Source organism: Shinella sumterensis, from assembly GCF_004514425.2.
Classification (GTDB): Bacteria; Pseudomonadota; Alphaproteobacteria; order Rhizobiales; family Rhizobiaceae; genus Shinella; species Shinella sumterensis.
The window spans coordinates 58,893-78,029 of the sequence record NZ_MYFN02000002.1; the positions used below are offsets into that span (position 1 = coordinate 58,893).

The 19,137-nt window shown below is 64.3% G+C and carries 20 protein-coding genes; 4 read left to right on the top strand and 16 right to left on the bottom strand.

Annotation, left to right across the window (positions count from 1 at the left end):
• Positions 1–20: 20 nt before the first annotated feature.
• The gene (locus B5M41_RS04095; RefSeq protein ID WP_209020837.1) at positions 21–725 is read left to right on the top strand and encodes a GntR family transcriptional regulator; all 705 of its coding nucleotides are present in this window, start codon (positions 21–23) and stop codon (positions 723–725) included.
• 29 nt (positions 726–754) lie between these two features.
• Here B5M41_RS04095 and treY read toward each other — a convergent pair whose 3' ends face one another.
• The 3 genes from treY to treZ all read right to left on the bottom strand — a co-directional run bounded on the left by treY (position 755) and on the right by treZ (position 5,642).
• Positions 755–3,358 (bottom strand): malto-oligosyltrehalose synthase, encoded by a 2,604-nt coding sequence (treY, locus tag B5M41_RS04100; protein ID WP_134646183.1) that lies wholly within the window; start codon positions 3,356–3,358, stop codon positions 755–757.
• 77 nt (positions 3,359–3,435) lie between these two features.
• The gene (locus B5M41_RS04105) at positions 3,436–3,807 is read right to left on the bottom strand and encodes a CBS domain-containing protein (protein WP_134646181.1); all 372 of its coding nucleotides are present in this window, start codon (positions 3,805–3,807) and stop codon (positions 3,436–3,438) included.
• Positions 3,808–3,869: 62 nt separating this feature from the next.
• A complete protein-coding gene (gene treZ / locus B5M41_RS04110) occupies positions 3,870–5,642 on the bottom strand; it encodes a malto-oligosyltrehalose trehalohydrolase (RefSeq protein WP_134646179.1) in 1,773 nt (590 codons plus the stop codon).
• 212 nt (positions 5,643–5,854) lie between these two features.
• On the opposite strand from treZ, the gene glgX reads away from it, so the two are divergent.
• The gene (gene glgX / locus B5M41_RS04115; RefSeq protein WP_134646177.1) at positions 5,855–7,936 is read left to right on the top strand and encodes a glycogen debranching protein GlgX; all 2,082 of its coding nucleotides are present in this window, start codon (positions 5,855–5,857) and stop codon (positions 7,934–7,936) included.
• 78 nt (positions 7,937–8,014) lie between these two features.
• Here the strand turns inward: glgX and B5M41_RS04120 are convergent, their stop codons facing one another.
• From B5M41_RS04120 to B5M41_RS04135, 4 genes are all read right to left on the bottom strand, one after another.
• The gene (locus tag B5M41_RS04120) at positions 8,015–8,287 is read right to left on the bottom strand and encodes a DUF2934 domain-containing protein (RefSeq protein WP_134646175.1); all 273 of its coding nucleotides are present in this window, start codon (positions 8,285–8,287) and stop codon (positions 8,015–8,017) included.
• Positions 8,288–8,370: 83 nt separating this feature from the next.
• Entirely contained in the window at positions 8,371–8,631 is a 261-nt protein-coding gene (locus B5M41_RS04125; RefSeq protein WP_134646251.1) for a DUF982 domain-containing protein, read from the bottom strand.
• Between the two features lie 2 nt (positions 8,632–8,633).
• On the bottom strand, positions 8,634–9,026 hold the full coding sequence (locus B5M41_RS04130) for a CBS domain-containing protein (RefSeq protein ID WP_134646173.1): 393 nt from the start codon (positions 9,024–9,026) through the stop codon (positions 8,634–8,636).
• Positions 9,027–9,038: 12 nt separating this feature from the next.
• Positions 9,039–9,245, bottom strand: coding sequence for a hypothetical protein (locus tag B5M41_RS04135; RefSeq protein WP_134646171.1), 207 nt, complete (start codon positions 9,243–9,245; stop codon positions 9,039–9,041).
• 131 nt (positions 9,246–9,376) lie between these two features.
• On the opposite strand from B5M41_RS04135, the gene B5M41_RS04140 reads away from it, so the two are divergent.
• Positions 9,377–10,159, top strand: a complete 783-nt coding sequence (locus B5M41_RS04140) for an SDR family oxidoreductase (RefSeq protein WP_134646169.1) — start codon at positions 9,377–9,379, stop codon at positions 10,157–10,159.
• A 12-nt stretch (positions 10,160–10,171) separates the two neighbouring features.
• Here B5M41_RS04140 and B5M41_RS04145 read toward each other — a convergent pair whose 3' ends face one another.
• Complete coding sequence (locus B5M41_RS04145; protein WP_134646167.1) at positions 10,172–11,020, bottom strand: LysR family transcriptional regulator; 849 nt, start codon at positions 11,018–11,020, stop codon at positions 10,172–10,174.
• 131 nt (positions 11,021–11,151) lie between these two features.
• On the opposite strand from B5M41_RS04145, the gene B5M41_RS04150 reads away from it, so the two are divergent.
• On the top strand, positions 11,152–12,339 hold the full coding sequence (locus B5M41_RS04150; protein WP_134646165.1) for a cyanate transporter: 1,188 nt from the start codon (positions 11,152–11,154) through the stop codon (positions 12,337–12,339).
• Positions 12,340–12,385: 46 nt separating this feature from the next.
• Here B5M41_RS04150 and B5M41_RS04155 read toward each other — a convergent pair whose 3' ends face one another.
• The 8 genes from B5M41_RS04155 to thiC form a co-directional block, all read right to left on the bottom strand.
• Positions 12,386–13,222, bottom strand: coding sequence for a bifunctional allantoicase/(S)-ureidoglycine aminohydrolase (locus tag B5M41_RS04155; protein ID WP_134646163.1), 837 nt, complete (start codon positions 13,220–13,222; stop codon positions 12,386–12,388).
• Between the two features lie 71 nt (positions 13,223–13,293).
• The gene (locus B5M41_RS04160; RefSeq protein WP_230639990.1) at positions 13,294–13,962 is read right to left on the bottom strand and encodes an ankyrin repeat domain-containing protein; all 669 of its coding nucleotides are present in this window, start codon (positions 13,960–13,962) and stop codon (positions 13,294–13,296) included.
• A gap of 184 nt (positions 13,963–14,146) precedes the next feature.
• Positions 14,147–14,593 carry a pseudoazurin gene (locus B5M41_RS04165; RefSeq protein ID WP_134646161.1) on the bottom strand — a complete coding sequence of 149 codons (447 nt, stop codon included), beginning with the start codon at positions 14,591–14,593 and terminating at the stop codon, positions 14,147–14,149.
• A 151-nt stretch (positions 14,594–14,744) separates the two neighbouring features.
• Positions 14,745–15,350, bottom strand: a complete 606-nt coding sequence (locus B5M41_RS04170) for a thiamine phosphate synthase (RefSeq protein ID WP_134646159.1) — start codon at positions 15,348–15,350, stop codon at positions 14,745–14,747.
• The gene (locus B5M41_RS04175; RefSeq protein WP_134646157.1) at positions 15,347–16,120 is read right to left on the bottom strand and encodes a thiazole synthase; all 774 of its coding nucleotides are present in this window, start codon (positions 16,118–16,120) and stop codon (positions 15,347–15,349) included. The genes B5M41_RS04170 and B5M41_RS04175 overlap by 4 nt, the downstream gene beginning before the upstream one ends.
• 1 nt (position 16,121) lies before the next feature.
• A complete protein-coding gene (thiS, locus tag B5M41_RS04180; RefSeq protein WP_134646155.1) occupies positions 16,122–16,319 on the bottom strand; it encodes a sulfur carrier protein ThiS in 198 nt (65 codons plus the stop codon).
• The gene (gene thiO / locus B5M41_RS04185) at positions 16,316–17,296 is read right to left on the bottom strand and encodes a glycine oxidase ThiO (protein ID WP_134646153.1); all 981 of its coding nucleotides are present in this window, start codon (positions 17,294–17,296) and stop codon (positions 16,316–16,318) included. The genes thiS and thiO overlap by 4 nt, the downstream gene beginning before the upstream one ends.
• Before the next feature lie 2 nt (positions 17,297–17,298).
• Positions 17,299–19,122 (bottom strand): phosphomethylpyrimidine synthase ThiC, encoded by a 1,824-nt coding sequence (gene thiC, locus B5M41_RS04190; RefSeq protein ID WP_134646151.1) that lies wholly within the window; start codon positions 19,120–19,122, stop codon positions 17,299–17,301.
• Between the last annotated feature and the right edge of the window lie 15 nt (positions 19,123–19,137).

Here is a 19,137-nt window from a genome sequence, read left to right on the forward strand (position 1 = left end):
CGCATGAGGTGAAATCGGTGGTGAATGTAGACAGGGACGACCTGGTCGAAGCGGACGAGATCGACGAGGGCGATATCGTCGATCGCATTTTCGAAGCGGTGATCGAGCAGAGATTGCCCCCGGGAACGAAGCTCTCCGAGTCCGCGCTGTGCGAGGCGTTCGGCGTCGGACGCATGCGCATTCGCCGCAGCCTGCTTCTGCTCGCGAGCCGCGAAGTCGTGGAACTGCACGCCAATCGCGGCGCCTTCGTCGCGTCGCCGACCGCCGAGCAGGCGCGTGAGGTGTTCGAGGCGCGCCTGGCGCTGGAGCCCAACATCGCCCGCCTCGCCGTCCAGCGCGCGACGGATGAGGATATCGCGCAGCTCAACCGGCATCTCGAAATGGAATATGTCGCCCACAAGGAGCGGCACCGGCATGATGCCATCCGCCTGTCCGGCCAGTTTCATACCCTGATGGCGCAGATCGCCGGCAACGCCGTTCTCCTGCGCACGATGAAGGAACTTGTGACGCGGACGTCGCTGATCATCGGGATCTTCGGGGCGCCCGGCGTCAGCAACTGTCGCGACGACGACCACGCGGCCATTGTCGGGTCTTTCCACACGCGGGATGCCGAAAAGGCGGCGTGGATGATGACGCTGCATCTGCGCCATATCGAAAGCCATCTTCAGCTCGGCTCGCCCGAGACGGGCGCGGTGGATCTCGTCCAGCTCTTCGCCAAGGGCTGACCTGCTCGGCACCCGGCTATCGCGTGATGTTACGCGGAGATCAGAAGCGCGACCGGATCCGTACGGAGAATGTCCGAAAGCGGCAGCGCGCTGCCGAGTGTCAAGGTTCGGTCATCCAGGACCGAGCGGACTGTGCGGCCTTCGAATGCGGGCGGAATCGCAAGCGATATATCGCGGATCGCAGCCTCTGAGAGACACAGTGTTTCCGCACTCATCTTTCCGAAAGCGAGGCGCGGAACCACGGTGATGGCAAAGGCCTCCGTGTTTCCGCGCAGGAATGCCAAGGCTTGATGCCCGCCGTCCGAAAGCTCGAGTGCTTCGTATCGGCCGTGAAAGACCTCTGCAAACCGCATGCGGCAGCCAAGCACCTTAGCCGTCAGCCATTGTTTGTAGTCGGCAAAATGGGTTCGCGAAGGGACGGGCTTCGAGGGTATGCGCAGGGGCTCTATCGCGAGCGTTGTCCTGTTGTCCGGATCGACCAACGAGAAATCGCTGCGTTCGCTTCCCTGATAGATATCAGGAACGCCCGGAGCCGTCAGCTTCACCAGGGTCTGGGCGAGCGCATTGGACAGTCCCGCATCGATGAAGGGCGAAAGCGTCTGCGTGAAGTCCTTGATGAATGCCGTGTCCGACAGCAGGTTCTCCACGTAACCGGTGACGCTCGCCTCATAGTCGGGATCCGGCTCGCTCCAGTTCGTCTGTCGCTTCGCCTCGCGAAGCGCCTTCTCGACATAGGCCTTCATGCGCTCCGGCAGCGCCGCCATCGCGGCGCGGTCATCGCGTCCATCGATCGGCCATGTACCGGCAAGGGCCTGATGGATCAGCCATTGTATATCGGCTGCGGGTGCTGTCCCTTCGTGGTGCGGGAGGGCGCGCCAGCGCTGCATCGCCGCCACCCATTCTTCGGGCGCCTCGCTCAATGTATAGAGGCGCGCGCGCGCATCTTCCCCGCGTTTCGTGTCATGCGTGGAGGTTGCGGAGAGGCCGAGCGGCCAGGCCCCGGCGCGATCCTGCATCGCTGCGTGGAATGCAGCCGGTCCCCCCGGAGGGTGTCCCGGATCGCCGCCCACCTCGTTGAGGGCGATAAAGGCATTCTCGCGGTAGAACAGGGTGTCCTCGAGCGCCTTGGCCATGATCGGCCCGGTCAATTGCTGGAAGCGAGTGCGGAATTCGATGCAGTCCGGTATCTTTTCGCAGGTCTTCTCATCGGTCAGCAGTTCCCAGATGAGGTCGATCGCCTCGCGCACTTCCGGGCGCGCGCGGACCTGCGCTTCGCACCGCGCCGTTGCCAGGATGTCATGATCGCGTGGATCGATGCTTCGCCCGGATGCGAGATAGATGCGATAGACCGGCAAGGCGATGATCACCGCGCAGATCGCCTCGGTCAGCGCGCTCCGCGAGAAATCGGCGTTCAAGCGGTCGGCCACGCGCTTGGCAAGTCTGCCGAGGCGGCGCACTTCGCCGCGGAAATTATCGGCCAGCATCTGCCGCTTGCAGGCATACATCTCATCCGAATAGGCATGCCGGTCGTCATCGCTCTTCAGTGCGTTGAACGCTGCGGCCAGTCGCCCGCCTTCCTTCTCGTCGGCAAAGGCGTCGGCCAGCGCCGTGATGAATTCGTAGCCTGTCGTGCCGGCTATCGGCCAGTCGGAGGGGAGGTGCTCCTGCCGTTCCAGAATTTTCTCGACCAGGATGACGACATCAGGTCCGACTTCCGCACGCAGACGCTCGAGATAACCGCGCGGATCCGCAAGGCCGTCGATATGATCGATCCGCAGACCGTCGACCGTGCCGTCGCGAACGAGGTCCAGGATGAGGCGGTGACTGTCCTCGAACACCCTGTTGTCCTCGACGCGCAGGCCGGCAAGGCCGGCGATCTCGAAGAAGCGCCGGTAGCTGAGGTTTTCGCTCGCCGTCTTCCAGTTCACCAGCCGCCACGGCTGCGCATCGTGGACGGTGGCGATGCGGGCGGGGTCGGATGCGACGGTGGCCAGCTGCGCCTCAAGATCGGCGCGCGCGGACCCGGATGCGAGAACGTCGGAAAGGATCGCTCGCCCCTGCGGGTTCGTGGAAGGCGTGGCGCTGGTGAAAAATGCGTCGGCTGCGTCCAGCACATGTGGGTAGGTATCGGGATGAAGAGGGTAGTAGCTATCGTGATAGCGAAGCGCCAGAGCGTCGCAACCGGGCTCCAGCGCGAGCGTTATCGTTCCATCCGCCAATTCCTCGGCGAAGTCCTTGCCGAGGAAGGGAAGGGTGAGTTTCTCCGTCCAGTCGATGTCGAAGTGGCGCGCGAAGGGGCTTTCCGAGCCCCAGAGGACAAGGCTGCGCCACCAGGGGTTTTCCAGGCTTGCGGCCATGTGGTTCGGCACGATGTCGAGGATCAGGCCCATGTCGTGTGCATGGAGTTCGGCCGCGAGCTGCCGCAGGGCGTCGATACCGCCAAGTGTGGGATCGATTTCATCCACCCGCGTGGCGTCATAGCCATGGGTGGAGCCGCTGACCGCCGTCATCAAGGGAGATGCATAAAGGTGGCTGATGCCGAGCGCATGGAGATAGGGCACGAGCCGGACGGCTTTGCCGAGGGTCATGCCGTTGCGGAACTGGAGGCGATAGGTCGAGAGAAGGCGGGTCATGCTGTCCTTGATCGCCGGATGGGAACGCCGGATGGGCGGCCTGAAACGCGTGCAGGTCCGCTTGGTTCCGCCTGCTTCTAGAGGCCGTGTCGGGCGAAATCCGTCCGCGAAACGACGCCGACCAACCGGTTCTGCCGGTCGAGCACGGCGATCCGGCGCAGATGCAGCGCCTGCATGTTGGCCAATACGGTACGGGCGGACTCGTCATCGAAACAGTAGGTGATATCCGTCGTCATGATGTCGGAGACGAGGGTGGCTTCGGCATTCAAGCCGGGGGCGACGGCCCTCAGGATCACATCCCGATCGGTCAACGTGCCCACGAGGCCGCTTGCATCAACCACCGGCAGAAAGGCGACATCGCACTCAGCCATGATACTCGCGGCAGACTGCAACGTTTCCTCCGGCCGGACGAGGTGGATGTGACGACTCATGATCTCGTGGATCTGCATGGCGGCCTCGTGCTCGAATTCCCGATGTAAACAGATCAACCGGGGGTTTGGTTCCCGTTCTGTCACGTCGGGCGGATCGAGACGGCAATGGAAGGACCGGCGTCACCAACAGCCGGAATTTCGAAAACCGTCTCGCCTGACGAGGATGGCCAGTTCCGTTTGTCGTGGGTGAGGTTCGCGCGAATGGAGAGGGTTTTTTCGGCAAAGTGCCAGTCTATCGCGAGAGTTCCGGGGTCTGAAGCGAGGATGGACGGTTCAGGCGCTTCGCCCTCGGCGAGCAGCGGCCTGATCTTTGCCTGTCGAAGCCGGATGAGAGAGCGTACGAACGCGCCATGCCGCTGCCCTTCCGGCGATGCGGCATGGTTCCAGTCGAGCTTTGACGCGAGGAAGGTCTGCTCGTCGTTCGGATCCGGCAGGTCGTCCGCCGTCTTCCCATCGGACAGGCCGCCGAAATTCTCGGCTTCGTCGATACGGCCCGCGCGTGTCGCTTCGGCAAGCTCGCCATCGAAATCCGCGAAGAAGTGGAATGGGCGGCGCTCACCGAATTCCTCGCCCATGAAGAGCAGCGGCACGGGCGGGGCCAGAAACAGGAGCGCGCTCATCACCCGGTACAGCGCGGGATCGGTCAGCGTCAGCAGGCGCTCGCCAAAGGCGCGGTTGCCGACCTGGTCGTGGTTTTGCAGGAAATTGACGTTGACCTGCTGCGGCAGCGGCTTTTGCGGCAACGGGCCGACCCGGTCGCTTTCCCGATCCTCCGAGACGAAGCCCCGGGCAGTCGCCCGGCGCAGCACGTCATCGGTGTTATCACGATATTTGGCATAGTGGCCGCCGTCTTCCCCGGTGGCGATGATGTGCAGCGCGTGGTGGAACACGTCGTTCCAGGCGGCCGTGTAATGATGGACATTGCCGCCGTCACGGTTCAGCAGGCTCTTGCGTTTCGCCTGATCCTCGACGACGAGATGAACCTGCCGGTCGGTCACGGTCTGCCGGATGGTGGCGGCCATTTCGAGCAGCACATGATGGTTGCTTTCATCGACGATCTCCTCGGTGGCGTCGAAGCGCAGGCCGTCGAAGCGATAGTCGAGCAGCCAGTGCAGCGCGTTGTCGATGAAATAGCGCCGTACCGGTTCCCGTTCGAAGGCGAGTGCCGCGCCCCAGGGCGTGTGGCGTTCGGGGTGGAAGAAGGGAGGCGCGATGCGGTGCAACATGTTTCCGACCGGACCGAAGTGATTGTAGACCACGTCGAGCAGCACCATGATGCCATGGTCGTGCGCCGCATCGACCAGCGCCTTCAGGTCATCGGGCGTGCCATAGGCGGGATGCGGCGCGTAATGCAGCACGCCGTCATAGCCCCAGCCGCGCCGGCCGGAGAAATGGGCGACCGGCATGATTTCGATGGCCGAAATGCCGATATCGTGCAGGTGCGGCAGGTGGTCTATCGCCGCGCGAAAGGTCCCCTGCGGCGTGAACGTGCCGATATGAAGTTCATAGATGACGGCATCTTCCCAGGGCCGTCCTTTCCAGCCTGCGTGGCGCCAGGCGTAGCTTTCGTGATCCGTAACGATCGAGGGGCCTTCAACATCGGCCAGCTGGGCGTGGGAGGCCGGATCAGCGATTTCACTGTCGTCCGCCAGGCGGTAAAGGTAGGGGGAACCGGGCTTCACAAGGTCGGTCTCGACTTCGTGCCATCCATCCGCCTGTGCGTGCATGGCGATCTCATGTCCGCCCGCAATGAGCGTGACCCTATCCTCGGCCGGCGCCCACAGCCGAAACCTTACATGCCCATCCTCCATCATGCTCGGCCCCCAGGTTCGTCGCGTCGGTGATGGTGACATCGCAGCCTTCCTTTCGTTTCAGGGCAGGGCTGCAACCGGGGCCGGCCTTAAAGGTTCCGGAACAATCTCGCTCTTTTCGCGTTGCACCATCGCTCTTTCGACTGCCTCCAGCAGAACCGCACACGAGCACATTTAAACTTCCTCGGGACTTCGCGCTGGGCGGCACCTGACTCCCCCGCGATGCCGCCGGCCGAATGAAGGGGACACACGACATGAGTTATTCGTTTTCCGAGCTCGATTTCATGAAACCGGAGCTCGGGGCCGCCTTTACGGGCGAGGGCACGCATTTTGCGGTCTTCTCCGCCCATGCGGAACAGGTCGAGCTTTGCCTTTTCAGCGATGATGGAAAAGAGGAGACCGCGCGTCTGGCGCTGCCGAAGCGTGAGGGCGATGTGTGGTCCGGTTACATCGCGGGACTACGGCCCGGCGCGGTCTACGGCTACCGGGCCCACGGGCCCTACGATCCAAAGGCCGGGCACCGTTTCAACCCCAACAAGCTGCTGCTCGATCCCTATGCCCAGCAGGTGATGGGAGAACTCCAGTGGGACGATGCGCTCTACGGCTACAAGGTCGGCGATCCCCAGGAGGATCTGTCCTTCGATGATCGCGACAGCGCGCCCTTCATGGTCAAGGGCGTGGTGCAGGATCTGGAATTCGACTGGGCCGGGGATTCCGCCATTCGCCGGCCATGGACCGAGACCATCATCTACGAAACGCACGTGCGCGGGCTGACGATGACCCATCCGGGTGTCCCGGATGAGCTGCGCGGCACCTTCCTCGGCATGGCGAGCGATCCCGTTATCGAACATCTCGTCGATCTCGGCATTTCCGCAATCGAACTGCTGCCGATCCAGTATTTCCCCGATGACCGGTTCCTCCTGGAAAAAGGCCTGCGCAATTACTGGGGCTACCAGACGCTCGGGTTCTTCGCCCCGCAACCGCGCTTCCTTTCGGCGGGCGCCGTCACCGAATTCAAGACGATGGTGAAACGCTTCCACGCGGCCGGCATCGAGGTGATCATGGACGTGGTCTATAACCACACCGCCGAGGGTTCCGAGCGGGGCCCGACCCTGAGCTTCCGCGGCCTCGACAATCTCAGCTACTATCGTCTTTCGCCCGACGATCCGCGTCACTCCTACGATACGACGGGCACGGGCAATACGGTCAACATCGCGCATCCCATGGTGCTGCGCATGGTGCTGGACAGCCTGCGTTACTGGGTTGGCGTGATGCATGTCGACGGTTTCCGGTTCGACCTCGCCAGCACGCTCGGCCGTACACGGCACATCGAATTCGACCGCGAAGGGACCTTCTTCGACGCAATCCGGCAGGACCCGATCCTGTCAGGCGTGAAACTGATCGCGGAACCCTGGGATGTCGGTGACGGCGGCTATCAGGTCGGCGGCTTTCCCCATCCATTCCGCGAATGGAACGACAAGTACCGCGACGACGTCCGCCGCTTCTGGAAGGGCGACGGCGGGCTCGTGCCAGGCGTCGCCGCACGCCTTACCGGGTCTGCGCAGCAGTTCAATCATTCAGACCGCGGCGCAACGTCGTCGGTCAATCTTCTCAGCGCCCATGACGGTTTCACCCTCATGGACACGGTTTCCTACGACAACAAGCACAATGATGCCAATGGCGAGGAAAACCGCGACGGCCATTCCGACAATCACTCGCACAATATGGGCGCGGAAGGCCCGACGGACGATCAGGGTATCCGGGACGCACGCGATCGCCGCCGGCGCAACATGATCGCGACGCTGATGCTAAGCCAGGGTGTGCCGATGCTGCTTGGCGGCGATGAACTCGGCAACAGCCAGGGCGGCAACAACAACGCCTATTGCCAGGACAACGAAATCGGCTGGACCGACTGGAGCGGCGTGGACGATCCGTTCCTGGCATTCTGCAAGGGTGCGATCGCCTTCCGCAAGGCTCACCCCGCCCTTCGACAGGAGCGGTTCCTGACGGGCGAACCCGCCGAGGACGGTACAGTGGAGATCGGTTGGTACCGTCCGGACGGGGCGGCCATGGACGATGCCACGTGGCAGGATGACGAGTTGCGCACGCTCGGGCTCTTCCTTTGCAAGTCTGTCGACGACGAGCGTTCCGACCAGCTCTTCCTGGTCTTCAACGCGGGTGGAGACTGCGAGGTCACGCTGCCGGACGTGAACGGGATCCAGGCGTGGAAGCGTGTGCTGGACACCGGCGCGGCGGAGGAAGGCTTTGCTGAGCATCCCGCCGAAAGCCCCGCCGTGGTCTATGGCGCCAGCGTCGTCGCCTTCGAACCGGCCTGATCGCCCATTTTAGAAGAGACATGGAAAAACACCGACTGGGTTTCCCGCAGTCGGTGTTTTTGCTTAAGAGGCGTTCAGTTAGACGACGTTGCCGCGGCCTATGGTGGGCTTGGATTTCTTCGGCGGGGCGGGCGATGTGTTTCGGGTGACGTTTATAGCCTTTCGGGTCGCATCATCGACCTCGCCCGATCCGGTCTTCTTGAGATGATGCGGCAAAGCGATGCGCTCGAGTTCATCACGCTCCCGTGTCGCCTGTTCCCAGTGCTCCCGATCGTGGCCATGCTCGCGGCCATGCTGTTCCCACAGGCTGTAGGCACGCTTGTTGATCCATTCCTGACGTTCTTCGCTCACGAACTTGTCCCTTCGGATGGCGGTGATTTTTATCATGCCGGTCTTCAGTCTATTGCGGATTATGCCTCCGCCTCACTGCGTCATTATGTCGTTGTCCAGGAATTGACCCGGAAACCCGCCTCCTTTGCTGCCTCGATCAAGGCTTGCCGGGCGAGCGAGGGGTCGTCATCGGTCCCTAGACCCCGTTCGCACGCGCTCATGGCTTCGGAAACCGCATCGGTGCGATCCACCGGCCAATGGTTCTTGAGGCACAGCAGCGCGTCGCGCGTGCTCTGAACGCGCAGCACCTGCCTTTCGCCCTCGAGCACCACGGCTTCGTCCCACAGGCGGTCGGTGGGGAAGATCGTCATTGCCATTTCTCCTTCCCGGCTCCGCCCGCGGACAGATCGACAAGGCTCACGATGCCGACCACACGGTGGTCCGCGTTCACCACCACGAGGCGTCGCACACCGCGCTCACGCATGCGCTCGGCAACGGTGTCGGTGTCGTCCCGTTCATCGCAGACCTCGGGTGAAACCGTCATGAATTCCGCAATCGTGGTCGAGGTGGACAAACCGCGTGCGAGGACGGACACGACGATGTCGCGATCCGTGATGATGCCGACGATGGCGCCGACACCCGGCACCTCGACGGGCAGCGCCCCCACATCGGTTTCAAGCATCAACCGGGCCGCCGACTGCGCGGTGTCGCTGGGCGAGACCGTGACGATCTGCGCGGACATGACGTCCTTTACCTGCATCTGCCGGCCCTCTCAGTGACGTCCGCTGATGAGGCTTTTTCCCGTCACCATGGCGGGGACGACGACTTCGTCCTTTTCCGGACGGGCAAGCGGCATGTCGGAGCGATGTGGCATCATGACCTGCGGCTCAAGCGCGTTGCGCCTTGCATAAGCCTTGCGGGGGTCCGCCTCGCGATCAACTTCGGGTTTGCGGGCGAGCGGCTTCTTTTTCTGACGCACGGTGCACTCCTGCGGAAGGTTGATTACGGACCCTAACGCTACGGATACGGCTTGGTTCCGCGATAATTTCGGGAACCCACACGCCTGCGGGACATTGTGTTCGTTGCTACGCGTTTGGGAAAGGAACAGCCATGCTCTTTGCCGACAAGGTCGCCTTGGTCACCGGCGGTGGTTCCGGGATCGGCAGGGCATCCGCCCATGCCTTTGCCCGTCACGGCGCCAGCGTCGGCATTCTCGGGCGAACCGCAGAGGAGATCGAGCATGTCGCGTTGGAGATCCGTGCGCTTGGCGGGTCGGCCTTGCCGCTCGTTGCGGATGTCAAGGATGAAAGCGCCATGCGCGAAGCAGTGGAGGCTCTCGTCGATGCTTTCGGTGGCGTGGATATCGTGGTCGCCAATGCGGGTGTGAATGGTGTCTGGGCGCCGGTGGATGATCTGAAACCGTCCGAGTGGGACGAAACCATTGCCATCAATCTGCGCGGCACCTTCCTGACGCTCCATTTGACGGTACCCTATCTGAGGAAGGCTGCCGAAGGTTCGATCATCGTCGTCTCATCGATCAACGGGACCCGTACGTTCACGACGCCCGGTGCGCTTGCCTATTCTGCGACCAAGGCCGCGCAGCTCGCCATGGTGCAGCAGCTTGCGCTCGAGCTCGGCAAGGACGGTGTTCGCGTCAATGCCGTCTGTCCCGGCGCAATCGAGACCAGCATCGATGAAAATACGGAGCAGCGGGGGGCGGGAACCTCGGGCATCCCCGTCATCTGGCCGGAAGGCGATATCCCCGTTTCGCACGGCAAGCCGGGAACGGCGGATGATGTCGCTGATGCCATCCTGTTTCTCGCCTCATCCAAGGCGCGCCACATCACCGGTACGCCCTTGTGGATCGATGGCGGGCAGGGCCTGCTGCGCTAGCTCCTTACCGTCTCACGGGCGTTGGAAGTGCCGCTTGAGGATATCGAGCACCTCGTGGGCGAGCTCGCCGACGATACCGGTGCGCTCCCATGCATAAAGTGACGCGACGACCGGTGGCTCGGGGCCGATATCGTCGACCTGCGCGACGCGCCATCCCTTCGTCGCATCGATTGGCAGGAGCGACAGGCCGAGCCCGGCTTCCACCGCCATCAGCACATTGCGCAGGCTGGCGGAGGTAAAGGCGACGTACCAGCGCCGGCTCTTGCGCTCCAGCCTTTCGAACATCGCGTCGCGATAGAGCCCGCCCGGCGGGAAGGTGACAAGCGGCACGGGATCGGATTGCTCCAATGGCGCGTCGCCCGCGGTGAACCAGGCGATGGGTTCGACGAAGCTTGCCCAGCTGTCCGGACTGGGCGTGTCTTCCTTCAGAACGACGATATCCAGTTCGCCGGAACGGTAGCGTCGCGTCAGATCCGAGCGCAGGCCGGTCGTGACATCCAGGCGCGCTTCTTTGTGTCGTCGCGTGAAGGCGGCGAAAGCGCGGGCCATTTCGGGTGTCGCGATATCATCAGGCATGCCGATGCGCACGGACGTCGTTCCGGACATCTCCGCCGCCAGCGTCAGCGCCTCCGTTTGCAGTGTCAGGATCCGCCGGGCATGGCCGAGCAGGCGCTCGCCCGTGACGGTGAGGTGCACCGGGCGCGCGGCGCGATCGACCAGAGGGCGCCCGATGGCTTCTTCGAGACGCGCGATCTGTTGGCTCATCGTCGACTGGGTCATGTGCAGCCGATCGGCCGCGGCCGTGAAGCTGCCGGAATCGGCAATGGCCACGAAGGCCCGGAGAAGGCGCGGATCGAGCATGGCATCTCCATCGCAATCGGGAATGATATCTATCTGAACATCTAATTTGCGCATGATTCAAGCGAATGGTAGCGCTGTCCGATCGGCCGGAGACATTCTCCGGGCGCATCCATTCAGACGAGACACCGGACATGACGCAGCCACGCCCCGGACCTGATATCGCCATGCTGGTGCTGGTTGTCCTGATCGGGCTCAATCTGCGGCCGTTCCTTGCCGCGCCGGCGCCGCTGCTTGCCGACATCGTCGCCGATACGGGCTTGGGCTACGGCGGTATCGCCATGCTCACCCTGCTTCCGATGGTGTTGATGGGGCTCGGCGCCTTCGCCGCGCCGGGTTTACAGGCGCGGATCGGAACGCGCCGTGGTCTGCTGGCTGCGCTCCTCGTTCTTCTTGCCGGCTCCGCGTTGCGTCTCGCCGCCCATGACGGCGTGTCCCTCATCCTGACCGCGGCGCTGTGCGGCATCGGCGTCGCCTTCATACAGGCGGCCTTTCCGGGCATCATCAAGGCGTCCTTCCCCGCCAGCGTGCCCGTCGTGACGGGCCTCTACTCCGCGATGATCATGACGGGCGGCGCCTTCGGGGCGCGGCTGATGCCGGCCTTCATGCAGGCGGGTTACAGCTGGCGGGCGGCGCTCGCCTGGCTCGCGGTGCCGGTGGCGATCGCACTCGTTGCGGCCTGGCGTATCCTCCCGGACGTTCGCTCGCGCATGCCGGACGGCGCGCTCACGCGGCACCTGTTGAGACGGCCGCGCACCTGGCTGCTGATGGCGGCGTTCGGCCTCGTCAATGCCGGCTACACGTCGATGATCGCCTGGCTCTCGCCCTATTACCAGGCGCAGGGCTGGACGAGCGGCGACAGCAGCAGCCTCGTCGCGGTCATGGCCGTCTGTCAGGCTTTTGCCGCCCTGGGGCTACCGGTGCTCGCACGCAGCACGATCGATCGCCGCCCGTGGCTGTTTCTCACGATCGCATTGCAGGCCATGGGGTTTGCCGGATTGTCGGCCTTTCCCTCTTTCGCGCCGGTGGTCTGGGCCGGCCTGTGCGGTGCGGGTCTCGGCGGCGGTTTCGCGCTCGCCATCGTTGCGGCGCTCGATCATCTGCCGCGCCCTGAACAGGCCGGTGCGCTGGCGGCGCTGATGCAGGGCGGCGGCTTTCTCGTCGCGGCGCTCGGGCCTTACGCCATGGCCGTGCTGCACAACCGGACGGGCGGGTTTGCCGCCGGCTGGGCGCTGCATCTCGGCTGTGTGCTGGTGACCGCCTTGCTTTACCTGCGCCTCGACCCGCGATCCTATCCGCAGGCCATGCCGTCGACGCCGTGAAAAACCCGCGCCGGGAATGGCGCGGGCTGGATCGGATCGGCTGATGTCAGCGGCGAAGGCCGCCGGGCCGGAGCGCCATGTGGCGGTTGACGTCCTTGTAGAGGAGATAGCGGAACGGGCCGGGGCCGCCGGCGTAGCAGGCCTGCGGGCAGAAGGCGCGCAGCCACATGAAATCGCCTGCCTCGACCTCCACCCAGTCCTGATTGAGGCGATAGACCGCCTTGCCCTCCAGCACATAGAGGCCATGTTCCATGACGTGCGTTTCGGCAAAGGGGATGACGGCGCCCGGCTGAAGCGTGACGATCGTGACATGCATGTCGTGGCGCAGGTCCGAGGGGTCGACGAAGCGCGTCGTCGCCCAGGCGCCGTTCGTGCCCGGCATGGCGTTGGGCGTGACGTCCTTGTCGTTCAGGATCAGCGGCTCGGGATGCGGCAGGCCTTCGACGGCCTCATAGGCCTTGCGGATCCAGTGGAAGCGGGCATGCGCGCCTGAGCGATTGTGCAGCGACCATTTCAGGCCCGGCGGCAGGAAGGCGTAGCCGCCCGGCTGTAGAACATGCGTGCCGGATGGCAGCGTCAGTTCCACCGCGCCATCGACGACGAACAGCACGCCTTCGGCCTCGGGGTCCTGTTCCGGCCGGTCGCTGCCGCCGCCCGGTGCCACTTCCATGATGTATTGCGAGAAGGTTTCGGCGAAGCCGGAGAGCGGGCGGGCTATGACCCAGAGCCGCGTGTCGTTCCAGAAGGGCAGGTAGCTGGTGACGATGTCCTGCATCACGCCCTTCGGGATCACCGCATAGGCCTCGGTGAACACGGCGCGTCCGGTCAGAAGGTCGCTTTGCGGCGGGTGGCCGCCGAGGGAGGAATAGTAGCTGCGTTGCATCGTCGTCTCAGGCCCTTGGTGTTGCGTGTTTTCAGTTTGTCGTGGAAGCGCTTGCGCGCTTCATGCAGCCGTCACGTCGCGCCGGCGTTTTCCAGCAGCGCCACGATGGCGGCGTAGCCGCGGCTGCGGGCATGGGCGAGCGGCGTCACGCCGTCATTGTCGGCAAGATTGACGTTCGCGCCTGCCTTGATCAGCAGGTCGACGATATCGACATGGCGCTGGCCGCCATCGCTGAGGATGATCGCTTCCAGAAGCGCCGTCCAGCCGAGGCGGTTTACGTGGTCGACATCGACACCGGCCTTGATGAGCGTGTCGACCGTTTCGACATGCCCGCGCTCGGCGGCGGGGATGAGGGCGGTGCCGCCATAGCGGTTGATGCTCTTGAGGTCGGCGCCGTGTTTGAGTGTCAGGTTGAGGATGTCGAGGTGACCGCGTGCGCCGGCATACAGATAGGGGCTGTCGCTGATCGCGTCCTTGGCGTTGACGTCGGCACCGGCCTCGATCAGTGCCCGCGCGGCCTCCACTTTGTTGCCGTGCGTCGCCACGAGCAGCGGCGTTGCGCCGTTCTCATCGCGCGCATCGATCTCCGCTCCCTCTTTCAGAAGCGTGGCGATTGCCGTAGCGTCGTTTGCGGCGGCAGCTTTGTGAAGGTCGGAGGTCATGGCGTTTCCGGCGGCGAGAAGGGGATGGCAAAGCGCTGCAAGAAAAAGCCAGGCGAAGAGCAGGACGGATTTCAGCATGCATGATCCCGTTGACGTATGGGCGGGAAAGCTAGCAGGCATGAGGGGCATTAGAAAATTAAATATATAAATCCCCATCATTCGCATCGTGAAAGTCCGAACGGCCGATTGCTATCCCCTGATACGGAGAACCCGGCACGGATCGCTCCGCACCGGGCCCAACCCCCGCCGCAAAGAAAGTCGTTCAGAGACCCGCCGCAGCGATCTCGGCATCCAGGCGCTCGCGCGCCTTCTTCGGCAGCTTGCCGGTCTTGACCGCATCGAGATTGGCCGGTGCGTCACCGACGACTACGAGGCCAACCATGCCCATGCCGACATGCGGCGTGCACTTGACGCCATAGGCGCCGGCCTTGTCGAAGGTGACCTTGTAGGTCTCGTTCATCTTGCTCTTGAAGGCCGCGGCCCCCTCGGGGATCATGTCCTTGATCGTCTCGACATTGTGCCCCTTGTCCGTCGGGATGAAGGTGACCGTATCCCCCGGCGCGACCTTCACGAAGGCCGGCTCGAACACCATGGCGCCCGCGGCCCCCTTGTTGAGCATGTGCACCTCGAAATCCGCCGACGCTGCCGGAAGCGCCAATGCCAGGATGACCGCTGCCGCGCCGACGATGCTCTTTGCCATGATACGCACTGGAGTTCTCCTTGATGACGAACGTCTCTCGTTCCTGCGCAAGAGGTACCGCCGCGCGAGGCGGCCTTCTTTGACGTTGATCAAACAGGCTGGCGGTCCCGGGCGTGGCGTGCTGTCGCAGGAGATGCCGCCTTTTTCGGCATGGGGACGGTCAGCGCCAGCGTGCCGTGCGCTCGATCCATTCACGCGTCCGCGCTTCGGGATCCGCGTTCAGCGTGATGTCGGTGACGACGGCTGCCACATCCGCACCGTTCTCGAACACCGCCGCAAGCCGGTCCGGGTTCAGCCCGCCGATGGCGACGAGCGGCATGGTGCCGATGCGCGCCTTCCATGTCTTCAGCCGTTCCACGCCCTGCGGCGCCCATTTCATCTTCTTGAGGATCGTCGGCCAGACAGGGCCCAGGGCGATATAGTCCGGCTGTGCGGCGAGCGCGGTTTCCAGCTCCGTTTCGTCATGGCTCGACAGGCCGAGCTTCAGGCCGGCGGCGCGGATGGCCGTAATATCGGCATCGGCGAGATCCTCCTGTCCGAGATGCACGAAGTCGCAGCCTTCTTCGACGGCGGTCTGCCAGTAGTCGTTGATAACAAGCACGCAGCCGTGCCCGGCGCAGGCGATCTTGGCACGGCGGATGTGCTGGCGCAGGTCGTCTTCCGAGACATCCTTCATGCGCAGCTGCACGAGCTTGACGCCGATGGGCACGAGGCGCTCGATCCAGTCGGCGCTGTCGACGATCAGGTAGAACGGATCGAGTTTCATGCGAAGACGGCCTTTCCGATGACGGGGGTGGAGGGAACCGCCATGTCGCGCGGTTCTAGCGGACGGGCCGCATGCGCCAGCCGCCCTGCTTCGAGCGCAAGCGCGAAGGCCTCGGCCATGGCGACCGGGTCGCCGGCGTTCGCAACGGCGGTGTTGAGCAGGACGGCATCGTAACCGAGTTCCATGACGGTTGCCGCATGCGAGGGGCGGCCGATGCCGGCATCGACGATCAGCGGCACGTCGGGGAATTGCGCCCGGAAGCTGCGCAGCGCCTGCGGATTGACCGGCCCCATGGCCGAGCCGATCGGCGCGCACCAGGGCATCAGCACATGGCAGCCGGCTTCCAGAAGCTTTTCCGCCACCACGAGATCGTCCGTCGTGTAGGGGAAAACCTGGAACCCTTCGGCCGTCAGGATGCGTGCCGCCTCGACGAGACCGAAGACATCCGGCTGGAGCGTGTCGTGGTGGCCGATGACCTCCAGCTTGATCCAGTCGGTGCGGAACACGTCGCGCGCCATCTTCGCCGTCAGCACGGCCTCCTGCACGCTGTGGCATCCCGCCGTGTTGGGCAGAACGCGAACGCCAAGCGCGCGGATCATCTCGAAGAACGCGCCGCCCGCCTTGCCGCCCGCGGTCTCGCGGCGCAGCGAGACGGTGACGATTTCCGTCTTCGAGCGCCGCACGGCTTCGGCAAGAATAGCGGGCGAGGGGTAGCGGGCCGTGCCCAGCAGAAGACGCGACCGGACGGTAACGTCGTAGAGCTTCAGCATGTCAGCCTCCCTGCATGGGGGAGAGGATCTCGATCCGGTCCCGCTCGCCGAGCGTGAAGGCGGCGCGATCCTCGCGGTGGACGAGCTCTCCGTTCACCGCTGTCGCGAGCCATTCGCCCTCGTATTCGAGGACATCGAGCAGGGCGGCGAGTGTCGTCGCCGCCACGTCCTGTTCCTCGCCGTTGATGATTAAGGTCATGATGCCAGTCTCTCCTGTTGCCGGGCTTCCGCCAGCAGGCGCCGGGCCACCTCGCCCGCCATGGCGGGCGCCAGCAGGAAGCCGTGGCGGTAAAAGCCGTTGACATGGACGGTGTCGCCGAGCGCCGTGACGCGCGGCAGGTTGTCGGGGTAGGCGGGGCGGATACCCGCGCCGGTTTCGGCCACGCGCGCCTCGCCGAAGGCGGGATGCAGCGCATAGGCGGCGTTCAGCAGTTCCATCATCGAGCGGGCCGTCACCGGGCCGGCATCATCCGTCTCGATCATGGTCGCGCCGACCATGAACCGGTTCTTCTCGCGCGGCACGATGTAGATCGGGTGACGCGGATGGAGGAGGCGGACGGGACGGGAGAGGTTTATCTCTCCGGTCTCGAGATAGAGCATCTCACCGCGCACGCCGCGCAGGTCCGGCAACTGGCCGATGCGGGCTGCACCGGTGCAATCGACGATACGGTCGAAAGCGCCCTTGTCCTTGCTGTCGCCGAAGAGGAAGCGCATGCGCGCCTCCTCAAGCGCGGCGGTCAGGCCGGAGAGCGCCCGGCGCGGGTCGAGATGCGCCTCTGCGCGGAAGAACAACGCCTTGCGGAACCGGCCGGCGAGATCCGGTTCGAGCGCGCCGATCGCCGCTTCGTCCAGCCATTCCCAGCCGGTGGTGCGCGAGGCGAATCGGTCGAGTTCGCCCGTATCGCGCCCGCCGGCGACCACGAGCGTTCCGCGACGCTGGACCTGCCCGGGCAGGGCGGCCTCCCACCAGTCGGCCGCCATTCGTCCGAGCGAGAGCACCGGTTCTTTGGCATTCTCGCGCTCGCACCACGGCGCCAGCATGCCGCCGGCAAAACCGGACGCGCCGGTGCCGACAGCGCCGGCCTTTTCCTGCACAGTGACGTCGAAGCCATGGCGGTAAAGCTGCCATGCGACGGTGAGGCCGGCGACGCCGGCCCCTTTGACCAGGATGCGCATGGTCATTCTCCCGCGGGTGTCGTGCCAAGCGGCATGTAGAGGTCGCCGCCCTCGCGGAACTTCGCCGCCATCGCCTCCAGTCCCTCCTTCTGCGCTTCGGCACGGATGTCGTGGGAGATGCGCATGGAGCAGAATTTCGGACCGCACATGGAGCAGAAATGCGCCACCTTGTGCGCCTCCTTGGGCAGCGTCTCGTCGTGGTAGGAGCGGGCCGTTTCCGGGTCGAGCGAGAGGTTGAACTGGTCTTCCCAGCGGAATTCGAAGCGGGCGCGCGACAGCGCGTCGTCGCGGATCTTCGCCGCCGGATGCCCCTTGGCGAGATCGGCAGCATGGGCGGCGATCTTGTAGGTGATGACACCCACCTTCACGTCGTTGCGGTCGGGCAGGCCGAGATGTTCCTTCGGCGTGACATAGCAGAGCATGGCCGTGCCGAACCAGCCGATCATCGCCGCGCCGATACCGGACGTGATGTGGTCGTAGCCGGGCGCGATATCGGTGGTGAGCGGGCCGAGCGTGTAGAACGGCGCCTCGCCGCAGGTCTTCAGCTGCTTGTCCATGTTCTCCTTGATCTTGTGCATCGGCACATGGCCGGGGCCTTCGATCATGACCTGGCAATCCCTAGCCCAGGCGATCTGCGTGAGTTCGCCGAGCGTTTCGAGTTCGGCGAACTGCGCGGCATCGTTGGCATCGGCAATCGAGCCGGGGCGCAGGCCGTCGCCGAGCGAGAAGGAGACGTCATAGGCGCGGCAGATGTCGCAGATTTCCTCGAAATGCTCGTAGAGGAAGCTCTCGCGGTGGTGATGAAGACACCACTTGGCCATGATCGAGCCGCCGCGCGAGACGATGCCGGTGACACGGTTGACGGTCAGCGGGATGTAATGCAGCCGCACGCCGGCGTGGATGGTGAAGTAGTCCACGCCCTGCTCCGCCTGCTCGATCAGCGTGTCGCGGAAGACTTCCCAGGTCAGGTCCTCGGCGATGCCGTTGACCTTCTCGAGCGCCTGATAGAGCGGCACGGTGCCGATCGGAACCGGCGCGTTGCGAACGATCCATTCGCGGATGTTGTGGATGTTGCGGCCGGTCGACAGGTCCATGACGGTATCGGCGCCCCAGCGGATCGCCCAGACCATCTTCTCGACCTCTTCGGCCATGGAGGAGGTAACGGCGGAATTGCCGATATTGGCGTTGATCTTGACCAGGAAATTGCGGCCGATGATCATCGGCTCGGCTTCCGGGTGGTTGATGTTGGCGGGAATGATCGCCCGACCGCTGGCGACCTCCTGGCGGACGAATTCCGGCGTGACGAAATCGGGAATATGCGCGCCGAAACTGTTGCCGTCGCGAACGAGCGCATCCTTCGCGGCCTTGCGGCCGAGATTTTCCCTGATGGCGATGAATTCCATCTCCGGCGTGATGATGCCGGCGCGGGCATAGGCAAGCTGGGTCACGGCCTTGCCATCCTTCGCCCGGCGCGGGCGGTTGCGGACCGGAAATTCCGGGGTCAGCCGCTCGCCGGTGGCAAAACCATTGTCTTCCGGGCGGATGTGGCGGCCGTCATAGTCTTCGGTATCGCCACGTGCGGAGATCCAGCTTTCGCGCAACCGCGGCAGGCCGCTTTCGATGGCGACGATGTGGTTGGGGTCGGTATAGGCACCCGAGGCGTCGTAGACGATGACGGGCGGTTCACCGGAGGTCGGGTGGAGGGAAATCTCGCGCATCGGCACGCGGATTTCAGGATGCTGTTCGCCGGCAATGTGGATCTTGCGCGAGGCGGGCAGGGCGCCGGTCGTGACGGTCGGGGTAAGCTTCTGGGCGGCAATATTCATCGTGAGGCTCCAAGT

Excerpts from the sequence above, each read along its gene's own strand:
- B5M41_RS04175 (WP_134646157.1), bottom strand. The coding sequence starts at position 16,120 with ATGCTGAAGCTCTACGACGTTACCGTCCGGTCGCGTCTTCTGCTGGGC.
- B5M41_RS04155 (WP_134646163.1), bottom strand. The coding sequence starts at position 13,222 with ATGCAACGCAGCTACTATTCCTCCCTCGGCGGCCACCCGCCGCAAAGC.
- B5M41_RS04170 (WP_134646159.1), bottom strand. The coding sequence starts at position 15,350 with ATGAAACTCGATCCGTTCTACCTGATCGTCGACAGCGCCGACTGGATC.
- glgX (WP_134646177.1), top strand. The coding sequence starts at position 5,855 with ATGAGTTATTCGTTTTCCGAGCTCGATTTCATGAAACCGGAGCTCGGG.
- treZ (WP_134646179.1), bottom strand. The coding sequence starts at position 5,642 with ATGTCACCATCACCGACGCGACGAACCTGGGGGCCGAGCATGATGGAG.
- B5M41_RS04105 (WP_134646181.1), bottom strand. The coding sequence starts at position 3,807 with ATGCAGATCCACGAGATCATGAGTCGTCACATCCACCTCGTCCGGCCG.
- thiS (WP_134646155.1), bottom strand. The coding sequence starts at position 16,319 with ATGACCTTAATCATCAACGGCGAGGAACAGGACGTGGCGGCGACGACA.
- B5M41_RS04145 (WP_134646167.1), bottom strand. The coding sequence starts at position 11,020 with ATGCTCGATCCGCGCCTTCTCCGGGCCTTCGTGGCCATTGCCGATTCC.
- thiO (WP_134646153.1), bottom strand. The coding sequence starts at position 17,296 with ATGCGCATCCTGGTCAAAGGGGCCGGCGTCGCCGGCCTCACCGTCGCA.
- B5M41_RS04160 (WP_230639990.1), bottom strand. The coding sequence starts at position 13,962 with ATGCTGAAATCCGTCCTGCTCTTCGCCTGGCTTTTTCTTGCAGCGCTT.
- B5M41_RS04130 (WP_134646173.1), bottom strand. The coding sequence starts at position 9,026 with ATGCAGGTAAAGGACGTCATGTCCGCGCAGATCGTCACGGTCTCGCCC.
- B5M41_RS04140 (WP_134646169.1), top strand. The coding sequence starts at position 9,377 with ATGCTCTTTGCCGACAAGGTCGCCTTGGTCACCGGCGGTGGTTCCGGG.
- thiC (WP_134646151.1), bottom strand. The coding sequence starts at position 19,122 with ATGAATATTGCCGCCCAGAAGCTTACCCCGACCGTCACGACCGGCGCC.
- treY (WP_134646183.1), bottom strand. The coding sequence starts at position 3,358 with ATGACCCGCCTTCTCTCGACCTATCGCCTCCAGTTCCGCAACGGCATG.
- B5M41_RS04150 (WP_134646165.1), top strand. The coding sequence starts at position 11,152 with ATGACGCAGCCACGCCCCGGACCTGATATCGCCATGCTGGTGCTGGTT.